An 18,461-nucleotide genomic window follows, 5' to 3' on the forward strand; every position below is an offset into this window, starting at 1 on the left:
CACTGGATTCATCCTTATCTTGATATAACATATGGATAAAACGAATATTTTCTAAAGAGCTATCCGCAAAATTTATGCTCTTCAAACCAATGTTGCCAACAAGATTGCTCTGCCCTCCGACAGGGTCACGTTTAATTGGCCTTTTACTTCATTGGAAAGGGTCAATGATGAACCAAAGGGCACATTTTTTTTCAAAAGCGGCCATCTGGCGCCCTCGATTGTGAGACCATCGAGGTCATCAAAGCCGATAAGGCTAAAAATTGTGCCGGCGGGCAAATCGAATGAATAAGCTCCCGGAAGAAGAGCATATCCTTCCTCCTTGCCACTCGTTAGAAGAACATCAATGCCGTTTTCTTTCATCGCCAATGCATGGGCGAAGTGGAAAAAAGCGTGGTCGGAACGTTTGCCACCAAGAGCACCACACAAAATAATGTGTTCGGCTCCTCGTTCCAAAGCAAAATCGATAGCGAGCTCTCCATCGGTCTTATCCTTTGCCACGGGAAAAGACTTCTTCTCGATATCTTTATAGCGTTCTTTCAAGTCGGCTTTCGTCGAATCGAAATCTCCTACCCACAATTCCGGTTTCACATGAAGCATTTCGACATAACGGATTGCCCCGTCAGCAACGATAATATGGCCATGTCCGATCTGCTTCATAAGCCGTTCGGTCACATAAAGATCGCCATCAAGAAGAACAGTAAAGCTTTTCACTCAAACGCCCATTTTTGTTTTGTCAGTTTTCCCGATTTTTCTTTTTTCAAATTTTCTATGCCAGTTATCAGTTCGCCCTCTATTTAAATTGTCTGATCGTCCTCCATATGTCATAACAATTCAATTCTACTTGTTGTAATATAGATGAAATTTCCAAAAAGCATGTTATTTTCAACTTTTTCGACATAGTGGAAATCATTGTTCTCCCTGTGAACTAGGGAAAGTGCCTGCCAAGATGAATAAACACAAACGATTGGGAAAAATGAAGTCGCATTTATTGCCACGCATTTTTACGCTTGCGCCAAAGAAAATTGGCTTTGCCATTTTTATCGGTTTGGGTTTATCGGGATTATCAGCCTGCCAGCTTGTTGATTATAACAAACCGGATGGCGGTCTTATGCCTTCAGGCACACCGGTTACAGTCGACAAAGTAAGCAAGGGGGATTCTCTTGCACAATTGGGGGCCTCGCAACATCCGCGAATCTTACAAACTTATGGCGGTGAATATAGCGACCCGAAACTCGAACGGATGGTTGCAAAAATCGTCGGTAAGCTCACTGCAGTTTCGGACAAACCTGACCAGACCTACCGGATTACTATTTTGAATTCTCCCAATGTCAATGCTTTTGCGCTTCCCGGTGGCTATGTCTATGTCACACGCGGTCTTCTTGCACTTGCCAATGATTCTTCGGAAGTAGCAGCCGTTCTTGCCCATGAAATGGCACACGTCACCGCCAATCATGGTATTTTACGCCAGCAAAAAGAAGCCGAAGTGGAGCTTACAAATCAGGTCGTCAGTGAAGTTCTGGAAGACCATTCGGCCGAACGTGAAACAGCCATTCGCGGAAAATTGCGGCTTGCACAATTTTCGCGCAATCAGGAATTGCAGGCGGATGCAATCGGCATAAAAATGTTGGGCCAAGCCGGCTATGATCCGTTTGCTTCGCCACGTTTCCTCCAAGCCATGGAAGCCTATGCTGCCTATCGGAATGTTTCCGGTGCAACCGATGCAACACTCGACTTTCTGGCAAGTCACCCGTCAACGCCCCAACGTATCCAGCTTGCAACCGATCAGGCCCGCAAAGTAGGAGCACCCGGCGTTGGCAAAACCGACCGGGAGGATTTCCTGAACGGCATTGACGGAATGATTTTTGGCGATACCGCTGATGAAGGTTATATTCGCGGAAACCAGTTTATCCATCCCAAATTGGGTATTACTTTCACGGTGCCTGAAGGATTTACAATAGATAATTCTTCCGCCGCCGTCATTGCCAGCGGAAATAACGACATTGCTGTGCGTTTCGACGGTGTTGCACTCCCGAGCGGCTCCTCGCCGGTCGATTATATCAAAAGTGGTTGGGTAAGCGGTCTTGATCCATCTACTATACAGGCCATTACTATTAATGGTTTAGAAGCGGCACGTGCCCATGCTGCCAATGATCGCTGGCAATTCGATGTCGTTGTGATCTTTGTCAAGGATCATGTCTTCCGGTTCTTGACGGCTGCTCCGAAAAATTCGTCCGCGCTCAATTCGGTGGCGAATGCCACAACATCTTCCTTTAAAGCGCTTTCGTCTCGCGAGGTTTCTGCCCTTAAACCGTTGCGTATCCATGTCCTGACAATTAAAGGCGGAGAAACTGTTGCATCCGTTGCGGCTCGCATGCAGGGGACCAATGCCAAAGAAAAACTGCTGCGCATCATCAACGCATTACCGGCAACAGTCAATTTATCAGCGGGTGACCGAATCAAAATTATTTCCGAATAGATTTCGACGAGGTCGCGAAAAATCCGTATCTTGATAAGCTCTGTTCTCTTAATAAGCCCATTGCGGACTTGACGTAAAAGACACTGTCAGCCACCGATCCGGCCCCGCATGACCTATCTTTTCGCCGATTTCGGTACGGATTTTATCGAGCTCTTCAACTTCGGCAATTTTATAATGATGTGGCAAGATGAGATGAATCTCGATCATTGTCGACCGCCCTACCTTGGCGAGATAATTCTGGGAACCGACAAAACCGTATTTTTCTACAATGGCATCGACAACATTATTGACGTGTTCATCAAGATCAACCGGCGTGATCATCAAAATATCGCGCATGGCGCGTAAAACGGTTCTAACCGGCATTGGTAACATGATAAGCGCAATGAGCGCCAGAATAACCGGATCAATATAGGGTAAAATCCATTCGTAGCCCGTACCTTCTATCAGATTGGCAAAGGTAAAAGCACATAGAAGAGCCAAGCCTATGCCACCCGATACAATCCAGCTCTTTACATCAATTGTTATGAAAGCCGACTTTATCCGACGATTGAAATATTGTTCGTAAAACGCCATTGCAAAGCAAAGGATGACTGCAAAGATCGAAAACCCGATAGCGGCATCGAAATGCGGAAGTTTTCCGCCATTCAAAATTTTACCAACGGCTTCAAACAAAGCATAAATAATGGCAATCATTAAAGATAAGCCGTTAATTGCAAGCAGCATTGGTTCGAGATGCCAAAAACCATATTGAAAGCGCTCGACAAATTTGGGTGCTTTGCGGCTGCGCCGGTTTACGTCAATCTCGATGAGCCGGACAACGAGAAGCGCAGCAATACTGAACAGACAATCAATCGACGAATACATCCCGTCGAAAATGATAGAGGAGGCACCCGAAAGAATGCCCGTGATGATCGCTGCAATTGCCAGAACTATCGTTGCTAGAATAGAATATGCGAGTAATTTTTGTTCAATATGCGCGTTTTTGTCGAACGGTGACAAACCGGTTCTCCTGGCCAATTCTACCCTGTGATCCTGTCAGGTATTTACCCTTTTAGCAGGATCGCCTTGAGATGACGAAACGCGTTCTTTTGGCAATTAAACCTGATAAGCATCGACAGTGTTAACAGAAAGAAGGCAATTACGCAATTTTTCCAATGCCCTTGCTTCGATCTGACGGACACGTTCCTTGGAAATGCCCATTTCTTCACCCAAGGCTTCAAGAGTTGCGCCTTCATCATTCAAACGTCGATAACGGATAATTTGAAGTTCTCTTTCATTCAAAATCTGCAGTGCATCATGAAGCCATTTCGAGCGACGTTGTCCATCAATTTCGTCCTCGACAAGTTCGTCTTGCAACGGGTGATTATCAACGAGCGAATCCATTTTGCTGCCCGAATTTTCATCATCCCCGATCATTGGAGCACTTAACGAATTGTCGGTTGTCGAAAACCGGAAATCCATTGTTTCGACATCGGAAACGGAAACGCCGAGCTTTTCCGATATATTGCGATAGATATCCTGTTTTGTCATGGTTCTATCTTCATTTGCAAGCTTGGTACGCAAACGTCGTAAATTGAAAAACAGTGCCTTTTGGGCCGAACTTGTACCACCGCGAACAATCGACCAGTTACGCAAAATGTAGTCCTGAATGGAGGCTCTTATCCACCATGTTGCATAGGTGGAAAAGCGCACTTCGCGCTCGGGATCAAAACGTGCGGCTGCTTCAAGAAGCCCGACATAGCCCTCCTGAACCATATCTCCCAAAGGTAATTTGAAATGTTTGAACTTGCCCGCTATTGAAATGACCAATCTCATATGGGAAACGGCAATCTTATGCATGGCAACGCTGTCCTGATCATCCCTCCAACGCAATGCGAGCATGTGTTCATCTTCTCGTTCGAGGTAGGGAGCTTTCATAGCCGAACGCATCATGTTCCGACCAAGCATATTGTCGGTACCCGAATTGAAATTTGTCGTAACTTGCGTTGACGTGGAGATGTTGGACATGATTGCCCCCTCGGTAGGAAAAGTGTTAGCAGGAAAATAAAAAGCTATTTTCCTTTCAGGCTGCTAACGTCTGCCGAAAGAGTTGGTTCCATAAAAAAACAACTAAAAGTTAAAATAATTTAATTTTTGATAGTTTTTTTACAATTTTTACGTGTTCTCTTGATAAATTTAAATCATTGAAAAATAAAAAGCCCGCTTTAAAAGCGGGCTTTTAAAAATATCGAAGACTATATTGTTGACTGTCTCGCCAATTATGGTCAAGCAGCGACGTTCTCGCTGTCTTCACCATCGACATCAATATCGACATCACCGTCAGCATCACTTTTAGCACTGCGCTTCGGGCTCTTGGCGAGATTGATTTCAATTGCGCGAACGGCTTCTGTTTCCGAAATCTTGTTGACGACAGCAATTTCACGCGCCATGCGATCAAGCGCTGCTTCATAAAGCTGACGCTCCGAATAGGATTGTTCAGGCTGATTTTCAGCACGGAAAAGATCCCGCACCACTTCGGCGATCGAAATCAAATCACCCGAATTGATTTTTGCGTCATATTCCTGTGCACGACGAGACCACATTGTCCGCTTGATACGTGCCCGCCCCTGTAGCACTTTCAACGCGCGGTCAACAAAATCGGTCTCGGACAATTTGCGCATGCCAATCGATAAAGCTTTGGCAACCGGAACTTTGACATGCATTTTATCTTTTTCAAAATGGATGACAAACAGTTCAAGCTTGATACCTGCAACTTCCTGTTCTTCAATAGCAACAATCTGGCCAACACCGTGGGCAGGATAAACGATGTATTCTTGAGCCTTAAACCCGTGCCGTGCCGGGGATTTTTTCTTGGGGGATGACATATTTTTAACCAACTCCATTTGTGCTCGGCACTGCTGCCGACAAACACAGGTTGAAGGCTCCAAAAACATAGAGCCTTATCCGATCCCCGAATTTTCAACATTACTTCCGACTTATCCCGCACAATAAGCTTTTGCACATTTGCAAAGCAAATGTTCCGATAAGTCCACCCAATCTTGCATCATTCGACTACACGTGATGAAAACATCCACGATACGACGCGAACTATGCCTGATTAAAACACCTTTCGATGAGAAAAAGAAACGTCAAAGACATTCAGTATCGGCTTAACGGCAAAACCTTAACACAAAAATCCAACGAAATCAATCATCCGGCAGTTAAGTTCAACTATTTGTATGCCTAATCACCGCTTCCAGGCTTGGGCGAGAAATATTTTTCAAGTTTTCCGGTAACGCCGTCCATTTCAGTTGCTTCGGGAAGCTGATCTTTCTTAACCGTTATATTCGGCCATTTTGCCGAATATTCCATGTTGAGCTCCAGCCATTTTTCCAGCCCCGGCTCGGTATCCGGCTTGATTGCTTCAGCCGGACATTCCGGTTCACAGACACCACAATCGATGCATTCGTCAGGGTGGATAACAAGCATGTTTTCCCCTTCATAGAAACAGTCAACGGGGCAAACCTCGACACAATCAGTGTATTTGCAGCGAATGCAATTGTCGGTCACAACATAGGTCATTGTTCAATCTCCAGTGTTCACGTCAAGCGCATTCCGACAAAAGCCTGTCACACTTTTAAACGGAAATGAAACGATAACAGCACTGAATTAACGTTTTTGTCTGATCGTTTCAACCCCGCATATGAACCAATTTGTTCACATTTCCTGTTTTAAAAAACGCAATAATTGCCTTCTGTCACGTTTTGTCGGGCGGGGACCTGATGAAATAATATTCTGTCTGTCTGCTACAACTTCGATGGGTGTCAAATCTTCATAAAGCAATCGGGCTTCCGCTACCGGCCCCCGACGCTCGCCAAGTCCTGCTACCTTATAAACGACCACCGAACGTTCGAGCCGGATAGTCAGAACGTCTCCGACTTTTATCGAATAGCCCGGCTTGTCAATTTTCACACGATTAACTCTGACCTTGCTGCCCTCAACGAGTTTGGCAGCAAGGCTACGCGTTTTGACCGTCCGTGAGAAAAACAGCCACTTGTCCAAGCGCTGTCTCGAAACGGCCCCTTCGCTCATTTTTTCAATTGGTCACGCAAAGCTGCGAGTTTTGCAAAAGGCGAATCAGGGTCAACCGGTTTCGGTTGCGACTTTGATTTATGCTGTTTGTAAGAAGCATCCGCTTTCGGATTGTTAAAAGACGAATTTTTACGCGGACGTTGTTTGTCACGACGTGATTCGCCCGACTTTTCCGGTCTGTCACCTGTTTTTTCAAAGCGCTGTGCGGAACGTTTCTTTTTGTCGCTATTCTGCCTTGACTGACGGTAATCATGCCGCCCCTGATAATGCCAAAGCAATACAGGTTTTTCCTCTTCTTCCGTAGTCTTCTTTGTGAAATGAGGACCGACCGGTTCAGCTTCCGGTGTTTTGACTTCTTCTGTTGTTGCAGTTTCCTGAACTGCAGGGGTCGTCGCAAAATCGCCTACCGGTTCGGCAGGACGTTCGACAACTGAAGCAGGCTTTGCTTCCTCCGGTGTTGCATCAAGTTCCTGAAGCTTGGCTGCAATTTCCGCCTTGTCTTTTTTATCAAAACGGTAGCCCAGACTTTTCAGAATTTCTTCCATATCCTCGGCTGTTGCACCAAGTATCGACATCATTGCCGGAGTAACCAGAAAATGACGCCCGTCATAAGCACCGTCCGGACGCGGCCCGCTACCGGGCTTCCAGTTCGCTGCATTGCGAATGAGATCAGCGAGACGTTCCAGAATATCGACACGTACGGCACGGCGCCCCAGAATCCGATAACCGGCAAGCTGATAAAAGGTCGGGTCGAAAGTCGGGTCGACAACAACCGAGGTACGGCCGGCCGCTAGTACTTGCAGAACATCGCCATAACCCGGCAAATCGCGTGCATGATTTTTCAATGCCCATAGAAGCGTAATGGCTTGCGCCGGTGCCGGCTTCAACATCATTGGCAGAAAAATATGAAAAGCGCCAAAACGTGTTCCGAGTCTTCTCAAGGCTGCACGTGAAATCTGGTCAAGGCTTTTGACCTCTTCGGCAACGTCACGACGCGGCAAAACGCCCAGATGTTCAACCAGACGGAACGCCAGTCCACGTGTCATACCAACCAGCGCATCCGCATTGATAAGATCAAAAAGCGGTTTCAATGCTGTTTCAAAATGGAAGCTCACAAAACGATCGACCCGTTCGGCAACTTTTTCACGCGCCTGCCCCGTCAATTGTTCATCGGCGAGCAGTACCGCTCTCGGCTTCAAAATATCATCGGTTGCAGCAAGGCTTGCCAAAGGTTGGCCAATCCAGCGAACCACACCATCCGAACCGACCGCAAAATCGCCATTGGCCGAAGCGGCCAAACGATCTGCCTTTTTTTCGAATTCACCGGCCAATATTTTATCTGCAGCAGCCCTTAGAGCTTTTGCATCGGCACCTTCGCCATTGACATCGGCAATAAAACGAAACCCATCAAGTTTTCCAACATGATGCCCCTCTACGAGAACATCGCCAGTTTGAACTATTTCGGCATCCATCATCACATTCTCTCTAAGCCGCTTCATAAGTACGCTTGTTCTGCGGTCTACAAATCGTTTCGTCAACCTCTCATGTAACGCATCTGACAATCTATCTTCAATTTCCCGCGTCTTTTCTTGCCAGTGTTGCGGATTGGTAAGCCATCCGGGTCTGTGAGACACAAATGTCCAGGTTCTAATCTGGGCAATCCGATGCGATAAAGTGTCAATATTACCATCGACTCGATCAGCTTGTGAGACCTGCTCGGCCAAATAGTTTTCATTGACGCTGCCGCGTTTTACAAGATCACGATAGATGTTGGCAATAATTTCCGCGTGTTGCGCGGGTGCAATTTTGCGATAGTCGGGAAGTGCACATGCGTCCCAAAGCAATGCCACGCGCTCGGGCCTGTCAGCCAATCGGGCGATATCATAATCATGCGAGAGATTATCAAGAGCTTGCGCATCCACAGCCGGTAATGCACGGGCTAATCCTTCCACAGGGGCTGCCGCTTCCAGTGATTTTCTCAAACTGTCAAGCGTTGTAAAATCGAGATCTTCGCTACGCCACTGCAAAACTTTGACCGGATCAAAATGATGTGATTCGATTCGTTCAACAAGATCTTTATCCAGATCGGCAATCCGTCCGGTCACGCCAAAGGTGCCATCACGCATATGACGGCCGGCACGTCCTGCAATTTGCGCCATTTCCGCTGCGGTCAAATCGCGAAACTGGTATCCGTCAAATTTTCTTGTCTGGGCAAAAGCCACATGATCGACATCCAGATTAAGTCCCATGCCGATCGCATCGGTTGCCACAAGAAAATCCACGTCTCCCGATTGATAAAGGGCTACCTGCGCATTTCTTGTGCGTGGCGAGAGCGCCCCCATGACCACGGCTGCCCCACCACGCTGGCGCTTGATCAATTCGGCAATTGCATAAACATCATCGGCAGAAAAGGCGACAATTGCTGTGCGGCTTGGCAAACGGGTCAACTTTTTCGAGCCTGCATAGAGCAATTGCGAAAACCGCGGACGACTGACAACATTAAGACCGGGCAAAAGCTTTTGCAGAATGCCTTGCATCGTCGAAGCACCGAGCAACATCGTTTCCTGTGTGCCACGCAAATGTAAAATCCGATCGGTAAAAATATGGCCGCGAGCGAGATCACCGGCAAGTTGCACTTCATCTATCGCGACAAAAGAAGCCTTGGTTTCCCTTGGTAAAGCTTCCACCGTGCAAACAGAATAAGGGGCACCGAGAGGAGTAATCTTTTCTTCCCCCGTAATGAGAGAAACCCTGTTCGGGCCGATCTTTTCGCTGATACGGTTATAAACTTCCCGTGCAAGAAGTCGTAACGGTAGTCCGATCATTCCGCTATCATGGGCAAGCATCCGCTCGATTGCCAAATGGGTTTTGCCGGTATTTGTCGGCCCCAGAACGGCTGTTACATCACGCCCCGAAAGGATGAGAGGGGCTTTAGCCATCGTCTACTCCAAATAATCAGATTTTGCCGGACATAGCCGCCAAAATACGCCTTAACGCCTTATCAAACGACAAGCAAGCTTTGTCATTTACCAAACGTTAACCATAATTCTTAACCTTTGGAACAGTACCGGAACGAATCAGCGACGAATCGCTGACATTACCATGTTCTTGATATGTTCTAACCAGATAATGTATTCTTACTAGGTGAGAAACCAAAATATAGCAATAAGGTCAAGGAATAATCCGGAAATTTGCCAACCAGATCATTCGTAAAATCGCACTATTCTCCAGCTTACAACTTTCTTGAGCTTCAAGCGTCTCCCGCTTCTATTTCCTTATAAACGGGCATTTTTCACCAAACACTTTTTGCCAATGTGTTTCCGCTATAGATAATAAAGTTTTCCCAACACAGTTTGCGTACCGGCTCTTTAAGCCGCTGTTTCCGATAAGGTAAAAACAAGCACCAACCGGTTCCGAATTTTTATCGACAAACCGTTTTGATTGTGAAGCGCGAAGACAAAAAAATTGATGAGAAAAATCACATTCGCTATCGACGAAATTTACTTCTCTTCAAAATTGCAGCAAGACGATGCGAAAACAGGAAATTGTTTACCGGATTTAAGCGACAGCAACCATTTATAGCCAATCCGGACAGGTATTGTTTGGCGATGCTATCAACGAGATGGCAAGTCAACCGGAGAATGAAATTCCACAAAACAAGTTGGAGAATTTTCACCAAACCGGCGCACCAAATACATCAAAAATTCGTCGAATAATTTGGACATAAAAAAACCGGCCAATAGACCGGTTTTTCTTTAAATTCAAAAAGACCTCAGTCTTTCGGTGTTAGAACCTGACGGCCACGATACATACCGGTTTTAAGATCGATATGGTGCGGGCGACGAAGCTCGCCGGAAGTTTTGTCTTCAACATAGGTCGGAGCCTTGAGGGCATCGGCAGAACGACGCATACCGCGCTTTGACGGGGTCGTTTTTCGTTTAGGTACAGCCATGGAATTATACTCCAAATTTGCTTAAAACGTATCTGCCACCATAACCCGAAGCTATATCGGCAGACAAAAATTATAGAAGGTTTGGCGAGCCTATACACTGATTATCAGACTTTGACCAGACTGAAATCAGCATTTTTTATGAAATAGGTCGATATTGTGCCTATTATAAGCGGAAAAATTTTAAAATCACCTTTTTGCTTAAAATCTTCCAAAACTGCCGGCATGTTTTTGCTGTTATTGCGAAATTGTCCAACCAGTCAAATCCGACTCAATTTCATTACTGCTCTGAACCCGTCTCTCGCAAACATTGAGTATAAGCAGACGATTGACGTACGCGTTTTTCTATCAGACGTTCAAGCCTTGTCAAATTCACGGATGGACGGGAAGGATTACGCAATTTCGGATTGGGTAAAGTGACTGCGAGATAGGCTGCTTGCCTTGGATTGAGATTTTTTGCCGAACGTTTGAAAAAATGTTGTGAAGCAGCTTCCGCACCATAGATTCCGGGCCCCCATTCGGCAATATTGAGATAAATTTCCATAATACGTCGTTTGGACAAAACAGCATCGGCGACCGTCGCATAAGGAATTTCAAGACCTTTTCTCAAATACGACCGGTCATGCCATAAAAACAGGTTTTTCACCATTTGCATCGTAATTGTCGACGCTCCTCTGTTAGGGCCTCCATCACGCGAAATAACAGTTTTCATTGCGTTCCAGTCAACACCGCTATGGGAACAAAATTGACCATCTTCAGACATGACAACTGCATAAACGAGATGAGGAGAAATATCGTCAATACTGCGCCACTCCCGTTCATAAGGAGTAAAAGTAATCTGGTCACGCAGCATCAAGGTCGAAACCGGATGGATAAATGGCAGATTATAAAGAAGCATCAGCAAAAACGGGAAAGATAGCAAAATTGCCAACGCGTAGAGAACCAAGCGAAGTCTTTTCGAAGGCCCTTTACCAGATCGGTCTAGAGATTTCCTGTCTTCAGCAAACAATTAAGCCTCGTTCAATCTTCATTCCCTGTTTATAATCGTCTCGCGATTTATCTCTTTTTTATATCTTTATTGTCTAACTCATAAGTGTTGACGGCAAGGTTGGAATGTTTCATGTCCATCTTGCAAAGATTAAAGGAATTCTCAATGGACGATTTTACCAATTTACTTGCAAAAAATGCCCGCCAGATTGGTGAAATGCTGGATGCAAAACTCTCCAGCCATATCGAGGCGGGAGAAATTTCCCGCCCGTCCCGCCTTCTTGCTGCAATGCGCCATGGTGTTTTGAATGGTGGCAAGAGATTGCGGCCTTTTCTTGTTATCGAGACTGCCCGACTTTTTGATGCCAATATCGAAGCGGCACAATGTGTTGGCGCAGCCCTTGAAGCAATCCATTGCTATTCATTGATACATGACGATTTGCCGGCCATGGATAATGATGATTTGCGGCGCGGCAAGCCCACTGTCCATAAAGCGTTCGACGAAGCGACGGCCATTCTCGCCGGTGACGCATTATTGACAATTGCTTTTGATTTTCTCTCCGATGACAAACTTGAACTTGATGCAAAAATCCGGCTCAAACTGATCAATGGTCTTGCCCGCAGTGCCGGTCTTGGCGGCATGGTAGGCGGGCAGGTGTTGGACCTCGAAGCAGAAACAAAAAAACCTGACGAAAGCGGCATTATCACATTGGAAGCGATGAAAACCGGCGCACTTATCCGCTATGCCTGTGAAGCCGGTGCTATTCTTTCCAATGCCACCCGCGAAGACCGCGAAAGACTTTCCGAATTCGGCGCGGCGATCGGCCTTGCTTTCCAGCTTGCCGATGATGTCCTTGACGTGACGTCCGATACCAAAGCGCTCGGCAAAACTGCCGGTAAAGACATAGCCGCCAATAAAGCAACTTTGGTTGCCCTCCATGGTGTCGAATGGGCTAAACACCAACTGGAAGGGCTGATGAAACAGGCTGATGACTTACTCGAACCATTTGGCAACAAGGCCGATATTCTAAAGGCGACAGCAAGATTTATTATAGAAAGAAAAAACTGAACAACAAAAACTGAAACAGCGAAAAACTTTATGCATTCATAGGCCATTCGCGGTGAATGTCATGCGTTTACAAACAGAAAAAGCGACGCATTCAACTTTCGTTAAAGCCAAGTGATTGTCTTTTGCGATAAAGAAAGATGTCTTGGCGTTTGTTTCGCAAAATAAATAAAGCTTTTTTAGGATAATGTTTTTTATGTTCATGAAGAAGCCACTCTTGGTTTTGGGCCCTTGCTCTTTTCACAAGATAATTGCTTCGGTAATGATGAGTGGTGTTTTCGTTTAATATCGCTTTCTCTCGTCCCTTCAAGAACTTGTCATTAACAAAGCCAAAGACATTTAAAAGAAGACTTCGGAAAATACTCATGGCCTTTACTCTTGCTTCTGCAACAGAGCTTATGGAAGAAATTAAAAAAAGCCGTTTTTTAACGCGTGCTTTTCCGATCAATTCGGTAACCGAAGCCGAAGCGATTATTGAAACAATCCGCAAAGAAGAGGCGACACACCATTGCTATGCTTGGAAGTTTCATCAAAATTACCGCTTCAATGATGATGGTGAACCGACAGGAACTGCCGGTAAACCAATCCTCAATGCCATTGAAGGCAGAAACTGCGATTGCGTTCTTGTCATTGTCACACGTTGGTTCGGAGGGGTTAAACTCGGCACCGGTGGGCTGGTTCGTGCCTATGGGGGCGGTGCGTCAAGAACACTCCAAAAGGCCGAACTTGTCGAACTTGTGGACTGGCAGATTTTGACTTTTCACTGTCCTTTCAATCTCTTACCAATTGTCGAAAACGAGGTTCAAAATTTTCTTGCACAGATTGATAACCGGCATTTTGACGATTCCGGATGTGAAGTGACACTCCGTTTGCCAAAAGATGAACAACAGAACTTTATTGACTGGATAAAAGACATAAGCAGCGGGAAAATCCTGATTGATGGAGAAAACTCCCCCTCCGACACGTCTTTATAGAAGTTTTCTCCAAATTTATAAAACTCTTGCCAAATAAAGATGTCCGTCAATTTGACGGCTACTTTTCCTGATTCTACTTGATTGAAGAGCGCCCCCGATAGGCAACGCATTCAAAAACAATCACTTCCGCTTAAAAGTCAACCGTTCCAGCTCTTCCGTGATCTGCCATGCTTAAAGTTTTATCGGGCGCAGCACATTTTTTCATTCCAACAAAGCTTTTAAGCCATTTTGACTTTTTAAACGCGTTCAAGCTCTTTTAATTCTGCAATAAGTGAACCGGGCTTTTCATCGTTTTTGATGACGAAAAAAGCAAATGCACCTTTTTGCCGTTTGAAAACCTCAGCAAAAAACGCGCAAATCAAAGTCGGACACTCGTTTCAAATGTCCACTTCATGGTTTTTGAATGGACGATTGCAACTCTATTTGAAACGCTCTTCGATATATTCGGCTACCATCTGCTCGAATTCAGCCGCAATATTTGCCCCGCGCAGTGTCTTGACTTTTTTACCATCAATGAAAACGGGGGCAGCCGGCATTTCTCCGGTACCGGGAAGTGAAATACCGATATTGGCATGTTTCGATTCCCCGGGTCCGTTGACGATACATCCCATGACGGCAACATTGAGTGTTTCGACACCGGGATATTTTTTCCGCCAGACCGGCATATTTTTGCGAATATCACCCTGAATTTTCTGTGCGAGTTCCTGAAACACCGTCGAGGTGGTGCGTCCACAGCCGGGGCAAGCGGCAACAGTGGGTATAAATTGTCTGAATCCCATAACCTGCAAAAGCTCTTGTGCAACCTGCACTTCACGCCGGCGGTCGCCGCCCGGTTCAGGTGTCAAAGAAATACGTATGGTATCGCCAATTCCCTGTTCCAATAAAATGCCCAGAGCTGCCGAAGAGGCGACAACACCTTTGGTTCCCATACCTGCTTCGGTAAGCCCCAGATGCAAAGCATAATCGCAGCGCTTGGCCAACATGGTATAGACAGCGACAAGGTCCTGTACCTGACTGACCTTTGCCGACAGAATAATTTTATCCTTCCCAAGGCCGATTTCTTCCGCAAGATGTGCCGAAATAAGTGCAGACTGCACCACCGCTTCATGCATGACCTCATCGGTCGAAAGCGGCCCGCCTTTTGCAGCATTCTCATCCATCAGCCGTGTCAGCAATTCCTGATCGAGCGAACCCCAGTTCACGCCGATACGAACCGGTTTGTCATATTGAATCGCAAATTCGATTATTTCACTGAATTGTTTGTCACGTTTTTCGCGAAAACCGACATTTCCGGGATTGATGCGATATTTTGCCAAGGCCTTTGCACAATCAGGATATTCGGCGAGTAATTTGTGACCGATATAATGAAAGTCTCCGATGAGCGGAACTGTAATTCCAAGATTGTCCAGCCGTTCTCTTATTCTTGGTACAGCGGCTGCCGATTCATCCCTATCGACAGTAATGCGTACAAGTTCCGAACCTGCCTTGGCGAGTGCTGCGACCTGAGCCACGGTTGCATCCACATCGGCTGTGTCCGTATTGGTCATTGATTGCACGACAATAGGATTATCGCCTCCCACCATAACGCCGCCAACATTGACAGCAACAGATTTGCGACGCGGAAAAGGTTTGGAAAAATATTCGTGCGTGTTCATTTTCGGATGATGTCTCTTTTATTGCCTGACAATCATAATCATATCGTTTTGTTATAACTGTTTTAAACCCATTTTCCCAATCGGAATTTTGAAAAAGATTTTCACTTTTCCGATTATCGGAATGTCGTTTTTCAGAAATTACGTGAGGTCAGTGATGAATTAAAACCGTCCCGTGCTTTTTATGTTTTTCATGGCATCTTTCCGGTTTTAGAAAATTTCCCGATTTGAATATACCGTTTTCAAGAAAAAATTACGGCCCGAGGTTTTTCATTTCCACTGGAAGGAACTTTTTTACGCATTATCTATTGTAATAGATAGTAGTTACAGCCTTGTGTTCGATTTATACGGGGCTTCAGCGCAAGGGAAAAACAATGTTTAATGTTCTTAACGGCAGTGACACGAAAGAAAAAGTCGAAAAACGTATTCAGGATCTTAAAGCCGAGCTCCAATCGCTCACCCATTCACTGACTAAAGGCGACGGTTTCATGAGCAATACAGGCGAAATCGCCGAAACAATAAAGGATAAAGGTCGCCAAGCGCTCGATGTTGTCGGTGAACAAGCCCACTATATTACCAAGCAAACCAAAAATTATCCCAAAACTGCTCTAGCGGTTGTCGGTGTCTTGGGAGTTGCAGCTTATTTTCTCCTCCGCCGCAAATAATCGGAACGATAAAAACAAGATTGCATTTGTGTTAGAATAAAGTTTGTCTCACTAAGAGTTGAGAAACAAATTTTTAAAATGAGCAGCGCATTCAAAAGGTCCGCTTGGTCATATCTGACCTGATAAAGAAAGATAAAGTTAAATAAAAAAGCGCGTTAAACGCGCTTTTTTATTGTCCAGTCGTTTTCAGCTCTTTTAGCTTACTTTAGTTCTTTTCCGACTTTATTTTTCAATCCTTGACCTCGGAATAATTATAGCTTCCGTCCGGAGCTTTATACCAGCGGTTCATAACAAAACCACCTTCCTTCGGATCGCCTTTCTCGGTGAAATCCAAAGGTCCGAGCACTGTTTTGAAAGGCCCTTTTGTTTTCAGATATTGCGCCACTTTTTGAGGGTTTTGCCCTTCGGCAGTAATACCTTCGGCCATAAGCTGCACAACCGCATAGGAATAAAGTGTGAATGCTTCCGGTTCAAATCCGTTCGCCCGGAAAGATTTTACCAATTCCTCATTGTCCTTATTGCCACGAGGATCGGCGTTGAAGGTATTCATAACACCAACAACTGCATCTTGCGCCGTTGCGGCAAGCTCATTGCTGGCAAAGGCATCACCACCGATATAGACAGGTTTGACCTTCTGTTCCGCCATTTGGCGCAACATCAGACCGGCCGGTGTATAAAGCCCGCCAAAATAGACAACATTTGCGCCACTCTGCTTCATTTTTGCAATAATGGCCGAAAAATCTTTATCCTCGACATTGACACCGTCAAAGCTCAATTCGGTCACGCCAAGCTTGTTCAGTGTTTTTTTGACTTCTTCGGCAATACCAATTCCATAAGCGGTTTTGTCGTGAATAATCATGACCTTCGGATCAGGAACATGCTTTTTTATGAATTCAGCGGCAAATGACCCTTGCTGGTCATCACGTCCGCAAACACGAAACTGCATCGGATAGCCCGATTCCGTCAATTTAGGATTGGTAACACCGGCTGAAATTGCCAGCATGCCATTTTCATCATAAACAGTTGCTGCCGGAAGCGCTGCACCCGAATTATAATGGGCTACGACAAATTGCACACCATCGCCGGCAAGCTTGTTGGCACCCGAAACGGCCTGTTTGGGGTCCGATGCATCGTCGACAATCTCGATAACGAGCTTTTCGCCTTTGATGCCCCCCTTGTCATTGATATTTTTAACGGCCATTTCGGCGCCATGCTGAATTTGCGCACCAATCGCCGCGCTCGGTCCCGTAGCAGGAATTGCAACACCGATTTTGATATCTGCCCAAGCACTATTCATGAACGTGCCAAAAGCAATTGCTGCAACGGTTGCCAATAATGCTTTCTTCATTTCAGTTCTCCTCTTTTTTCTTCATAAGTTGTAAAACATCCAAAGTAATTTTTCCAGACAACATCAAAGAAAAGCTTATTTCTTGTGCCAGGTAAAAGGCGACGATTTCTTGTAAAGCCAACTATATTGGCGAACCATCTGGTTTGTCCGCGTAAATTGAAAACCGAGACCTGCAAAAATCAGCAAGACAACAAGATCGACAAGATAATAATGAAGCGATAACAGAGTGCCGTTGAAGGGCGGTATATAATGGATGAAGCGGATAGCCGCGGCGAGCGGAACCATCGAAATCAGCGCCACTTTCAGCCCATGCCAGGTCAGTGCACAAGCGCGCCCCGTCATCCACGCGGCCCAGCCACCAAGAATGATAGTCACCAGTACAAAGACAAATAGTGAAGACTCTTGATAAAGGATACCTTGCATTTTTTCTCCCTAAAGATTCAAACACCAGTGGTGATTTTGAATATCCTGATTAATGTCGACCACCTTCAAGATAGGCTGCCCTGACTTTCGGGTTCGATAAAAGTTCTGCACCGGTTCCGCTCATTGTAACAACACCATTCACAAGGACATAACCGCGATGGGCGAGTTTTAACGCCCCGAAAGCGTTCTGCTCGACCAGAAAAACAGTGAGACCGGTTTCCTTGTTTAGTACTTTGATTGCATCGAATATCTGTTTAACAATGAGCGGTGCGAGCCCCAATGAAGGTTCATCAAGCAATAATAGTCTCGGACGCGACATAAGCGCACGCGCAATTGCCAGCATCTGCTGTTCGCCACCGGACAATGTTCCGCCGCGTTGCTGCAAGCGTTCTTTCAGGCGTGGAAATAAAGCAAACATTTTCTCGACATCCTCGTCAAAATATTTGAGGTTATCGATACTTGCACCCATTTGCAGGTTTTCAAGAACGGTCATGCGCGGAAAAATGCGCCGCCCTTCCGGCGACTGCGCAATACGTAATCGCGCAATTTCATGCGTTTCCATATAGGTAATGTCATGACCATCAAACCAAATACGACCTGACCGTACACGCGGTTTGCCGAATATCGTCATCATCAAAGTTGACTTACCGGCACCATTGGCGCCGATGAGTGTAACAATCTCGCCTTGCCGGACTTCAACACTGACGCCCCGTAGAGCTTGAATAGCACCGTAATAGGTTTCAATATTTTCGACTTTAAGAAGTGCTGGTGCATCGTTACTCATGAACGCTTTTCCTCTTGTTCTTTCAAGTCGGCAGTAATGATTTCCGTTTCCGATATTTCAACAGAA

Annotated in this window: 18 protein-coding genes; 4 read left to right on the plus strand and 14 right to left on the minus strand. The window is 45.7% G+C overall.

The window, feature by feature from the left end; genetic code table 11:
• Window positions 1-81: 81 nt before the first annotated feature.
• Window positions 82-711 (minus strand): thiamine diphosphokinase, encoded by a 630-nt coding sequence (locus tag H3S82_RS00490; protein ID WP_198232863.1) that lies wholly within the window; start codon window positions 709-711, stop codon window positions 82-84.
• 334 nt (window positions 712-1,045) lie between these two features.
• On the opposite strand from H3S82_RS00490, the gene H3S82_RS00495 reads away from it, so the two are divergent.
• Window positions 1,046-2,476 carry a M48 family metalloprotease gene (locus H3S82_RS00495; RefSeq protein ID WP_370541265.1) on the plus strand — a complete coding sequence of 477 codons (1,431 nt, stop codon included), beginning with the start codon at window positions 1,046-1,048 and terminating at the stop codon, window positions 2,474-2,476.
• A gap of 48 nt (window positions 2,477-2,524) precedes the next feature.
• Here H3S82_RS00495 and H3S82_RS00500 read toward each other — a convergent pair whose 3' ends face one another.
• The 8 genes from H3S82_RS00500 to mtgA all read right to left on the minus strand — a co-directional run bounded on the left by H3S82_RS00500 (window position 2,525) and on the right by mtgA (window position 11,442).
• The gene (locus tag H3S82_RS00500; RefSeq protein WP_246785215.1) at window positions 2,525-3,493 is read right to left on the minus strand and encodes a cation diffusion facilitator family transporter; all 969 of its coding nucleotides are present in this window, start codon (window positions 3,491-3,493) and stop codon (window positions 2,525-2,527) included.
• Window positions 3,494-3,571: 78 nt separating this feature from the next.
• Window positions 3,572-4,483 carry an RNA polymerase factor sigma-32 gene (locus H3S82_RS00505; RefSeq protein ID WP_077973049.1) on the minus strand — a complete coding sequence of 304 codons (912 nt, stop codon included), beginning with the start codon at window positions 4,481-4,483 and terminating at the stop codon, window positions 3,572-3,574.
• A 257-nt stretch (window positions 4,484-4,740) separates the two neighbouring features.
• Complete coding sequence (locus tag H3S82_RS00510) at window positions 4,741-5,340, minus strand: CarD family transcriptional regulator (RefSeq protein WP_078040466.1); 600 nt, start codon at window positions 5,338-5,340, stop codon at window positions 4,741-4,743.
• A gap of 358 nt (window positions 5,341-5,698) precedes the next feature.
• A complete protein-coding gene (fdxA, locus tag H3S82_RS00515; protein WP_077973053.1) occupies window positions 5,699-6,037 on the minus strand; it encodes a ferredoxin FdxA in 339 nt (112 codons plus the stop codon).
• Between the two features lie 135 nt (window positions 6,038-6,172).
• A complete protein-coding gene (locus H3S82_RS00520) occupies window positions 6,173-6,547 on the minus strand; it encodes an RNA-binding S4 domain-containing protein (protein ID WP_198232864.1) in 375 nt (124 codons plus the stop codon).
• Window positions 6,544-9,486 (minus strand): DEAD/DEAH box helicase, encoded by a 2,943-nt coding sequence (locus H3S82_RS00525; RefSeq protein ID WP_198232865.1) that lies wholly within the window; start codon window positions 9,484-9,486, stop codon window positions 6,544-6,546. The genes H3S82_RS00520 and H3S82_RS00525 overlap by 4 nt, the downstream gene beginning before the upstream one ends.
• Before the next feature lie 833 nt (window positions 9,487-10,319).
• A complete protein-coding gene (gene rpmF, locus H3S82_RS00530; RefSeq protein WP_075869347.1) occupies window positions 10,320-10,499 on the minus strand; it encodes a 50S ribosomal protein L32 in 180 nt (59 codons plus the stop codon).
• Window positions 10,500-10,776: 277 nt separating this feature from the next.
• A complete protein-coding gene (gene mtgA, locus H3S82_RS00535; RefSeq protein ID WP_246785216.1) occupies window positions 10,777-11,442 on the minus strand; it encodes a monofunctional biosynthetic peptidoglycan transglycosylase in 666 nt (221 codons plus the stop codon).
• Window positions 11,443-11,649: 207 nt separating this feature from the next.
• On the opposite strand from mtgA, the gene H3S82_RS00540 reads away from it, so the two are divergent.
• Window positions 11,650-12,552 (plus strand): polyprenyl synthetase family protein, encoded by a 903-nt coding sequence (locus H3S82_RS00540; protein WP_198232867.1) that lies wholly within the window; start codon window positions 11,650-11,652, stop codon window positions 12,550-12,552.
• A gap of 91 nt (window positions 12,553-12,643) precedes the next feature.
• Here the strand turns inward: H3S82_RS00540 and H3S82_RS00545 are convergent, their stop codons facing one another.
• A complete protein-coding gene (locus H3S82_RS00545; RefSeq protein ID WP_198232868.1) occupies window positions 12,644-12,916 on the minus strand; it encodes a hypothetical protein in 273 nt (90 codons plus the stop codon).
• On the opposite strand from H3S82_RS00545, the gene H3S82_RS00550 reads away from it, so the two are divergent.
• Window positions 12,915-13,523, plus strand: a complete 609-nt coding sequence (locus H3S82_RS00550; protein WP_198232869.1) for a YigZ family protein — start codon at window positions 12,915-12,917, stop codon at window positions 13,521-13,523. The two genes, H3S82_RS00545 and H3S82_RS00550, sit on opposite strands and share 2 nt — an antisense overlap.
• A gap of 419 nt (window positions 13,524-13,942) precedes the next feature.
• Here H3S82_RS00550 and ispG read toward each other — a convergent pair whose 3' ends face one another.
• A complete protein-coding gene (gene ispG / locus H3S82_RS00555) occupies window positions 13,943-15,178 on the minus strand; it encodes a flavodoxin-dependent (E)-4-hydroxy-3-methylbut-2-enyl-diphosphate synthase (protein ID WP_198232870.1) in 1,236 nt (411 codons plus the stop codon).
• A gap of 371 nt (window positions 15,179-15,549) precedes the next feature.
• Here ispG and H3S82_RS00560 point away from each other — a divergent pair, with 371 nt between their 5' ends.
• Window positions 15,550-15,840: a hypothetical protein gene (locus H3S82_RS00560; protein ID WP_077973077.1), complete on the plus strand. Its 291-nt coding sequence runs from the start codon at window positions 15,550-15,552 to the stop codon at window positions 15,838-15,840.
• Window positions 15,841-16,069: 229 nt separating this feature from the next.
• On the opposite strand, the gene H3S82_RS00565 is transcribed toward H3S82_RS00560, so the two are convergent.
• The 3 genes from H3S82_RS00565 to H3S82_RS00575 all read right to left on the minus strand — a co-directional run bounded on the left by H3S82_RS00565 (window position 16,070) and on the right by H3S82_RS00575 (window position 18,395).
• Window positions 16,070-17,188 (minus strand): branched-chain amino acid ABC transporter substrate-binding protein, encoded by a 1,119-nt coding sequence (locus H3S82_RS00565; protein WP_078040165.1) that lies wholly within the window; start codon window positions 17,186-17,188, stop codon window positions 16,070-16,072.
• Between the two features lie 75 nt (window positions 17,189-17,263).
• Window positions 17,264-17,611, minus strand: coding sequence for a DUF6867 family protein (locus tag H3S82_RS00570; RefSeq protein ID WP_077973081.1), 348 nt, complete (start codon window positions 17,609-17,611; stop codon window positions 17,264-17,266).
• Window positions 17,612-17,660: 49 nt separating this feature from the next.
• Entirely contained in the window at window positions 17,661-18,395 is a 735-nt protein-coding gene (locus tag H3S82_RS00575) for an ABC transporter ATP-binding protein (RefSeq protein ID WP_198232871.1), read from the minus strand.
• Window positions 18,396-18,461 lie beyond the last annotated feature (66 nt).

Source organism: Bartonella sp. M0192, assembly GCF_016102305.1.
Taxonomy (GTDB): Bacteria; Pseudomonadota; Alphaproteobacteria; order Rhizobiales; family Rhizobiaceae; genus Bartonella; species Bartonella apihabitans.

Coding starts and splice junctions, on each gene's coding strand:
- ispG (WP_198232870.1), bottom strand. CDS start 15,178: ATGAACACGCACGAATATTTTTCCAAACCTTTTCCGCGTCGCAAATCT.
- H3S82_RS00565 (WP_078040165.1), bottom strand. CDS start 17,188: ATGAAGAAAGCATTATTGGCAACCGTTGCAGCAATTGCTTTTGGCACG.
- H3S82_RS00570 (WP_077973081.1), bottom strand. CDS start 17,611: ATGCAAGGTATCCTTTATCAAGAGTCTTCACTATTTGTCTTTGTACTG.
- H3S82_RS00540 (WP_198232867.1), top strand. CDS start 11,650: ATGGACGATTTTACCAATTTACTTGCAAAAAATGCCCGCCAGATTGGT.
- rpmF (WP_075869347.1), bottom strand. CDS start 10,499: ATGGCTGTACCTAAACGAAAAACGACCCCGTCAAAGCGCGGTATGCGT.
- H3S82_RS00510 (WP_078040466.1), bottom strand. CDS start 5,340: ATGTCATCCCCCAAGAAAAAATCCCCGGCACGGCACGGGTTTAAGGCT.
- H3S82_RS00545 (WP_198232868.1), bottom strand. CDS start 12,916: ATGAGTATTTTCCGAAGTCTTCTTTTAAATGTCTTTGGCTTTGTTAAT.
- H3S82_RS00525 (WP_198232865.1), bottom strand. CDS start 9,486: ATGGCTAAAGCCCCTCTCATCCTTTCGGGGCGTGATGTAACAGCCGTT.
- H3S82_RS00550 (WP_198232869.1), top strand. CDS start 12,915: ATGGCCTTTACTCTTGCTTCTGCAACAGAGCTTATGGAAGAAATTAAA.
- H3S82_RS00560 (WP_077973077.1), top strand. CDS start 15,550: ATGTTTAATGTTCTTAACGGCAGTGACACGAAAGAAAAAGTCGAAAAA.
- H3S82_RS00505 (WP_077973049.1), bottom strand. CDS start 4,483: ATGTCCAACATCTCCACGTCAACGCAAGTTACGACAAATTTCAATTCG.
- H3S82_RS00520 (WP_198232864.1), bottom strand. CDS start 6,547: ATGAGCGAAGGGGCCGTTTCGAGACAGCGCTTGGACAAGTGGCTGTTT.
- fdxA (WP_077973053.1), bottom strand. CDS start 6,037: ATGACCTATGTTGTGACCGACAATTGCATTCGCTGCAAATACACTGAT.
- H3S82_RS00575 (WP_198232871.1), bottom strand. CDS start 18,395: ATGAGTAACGATGCACCAGCACTTCTTAAAGTCGAAAATATTGAAACC.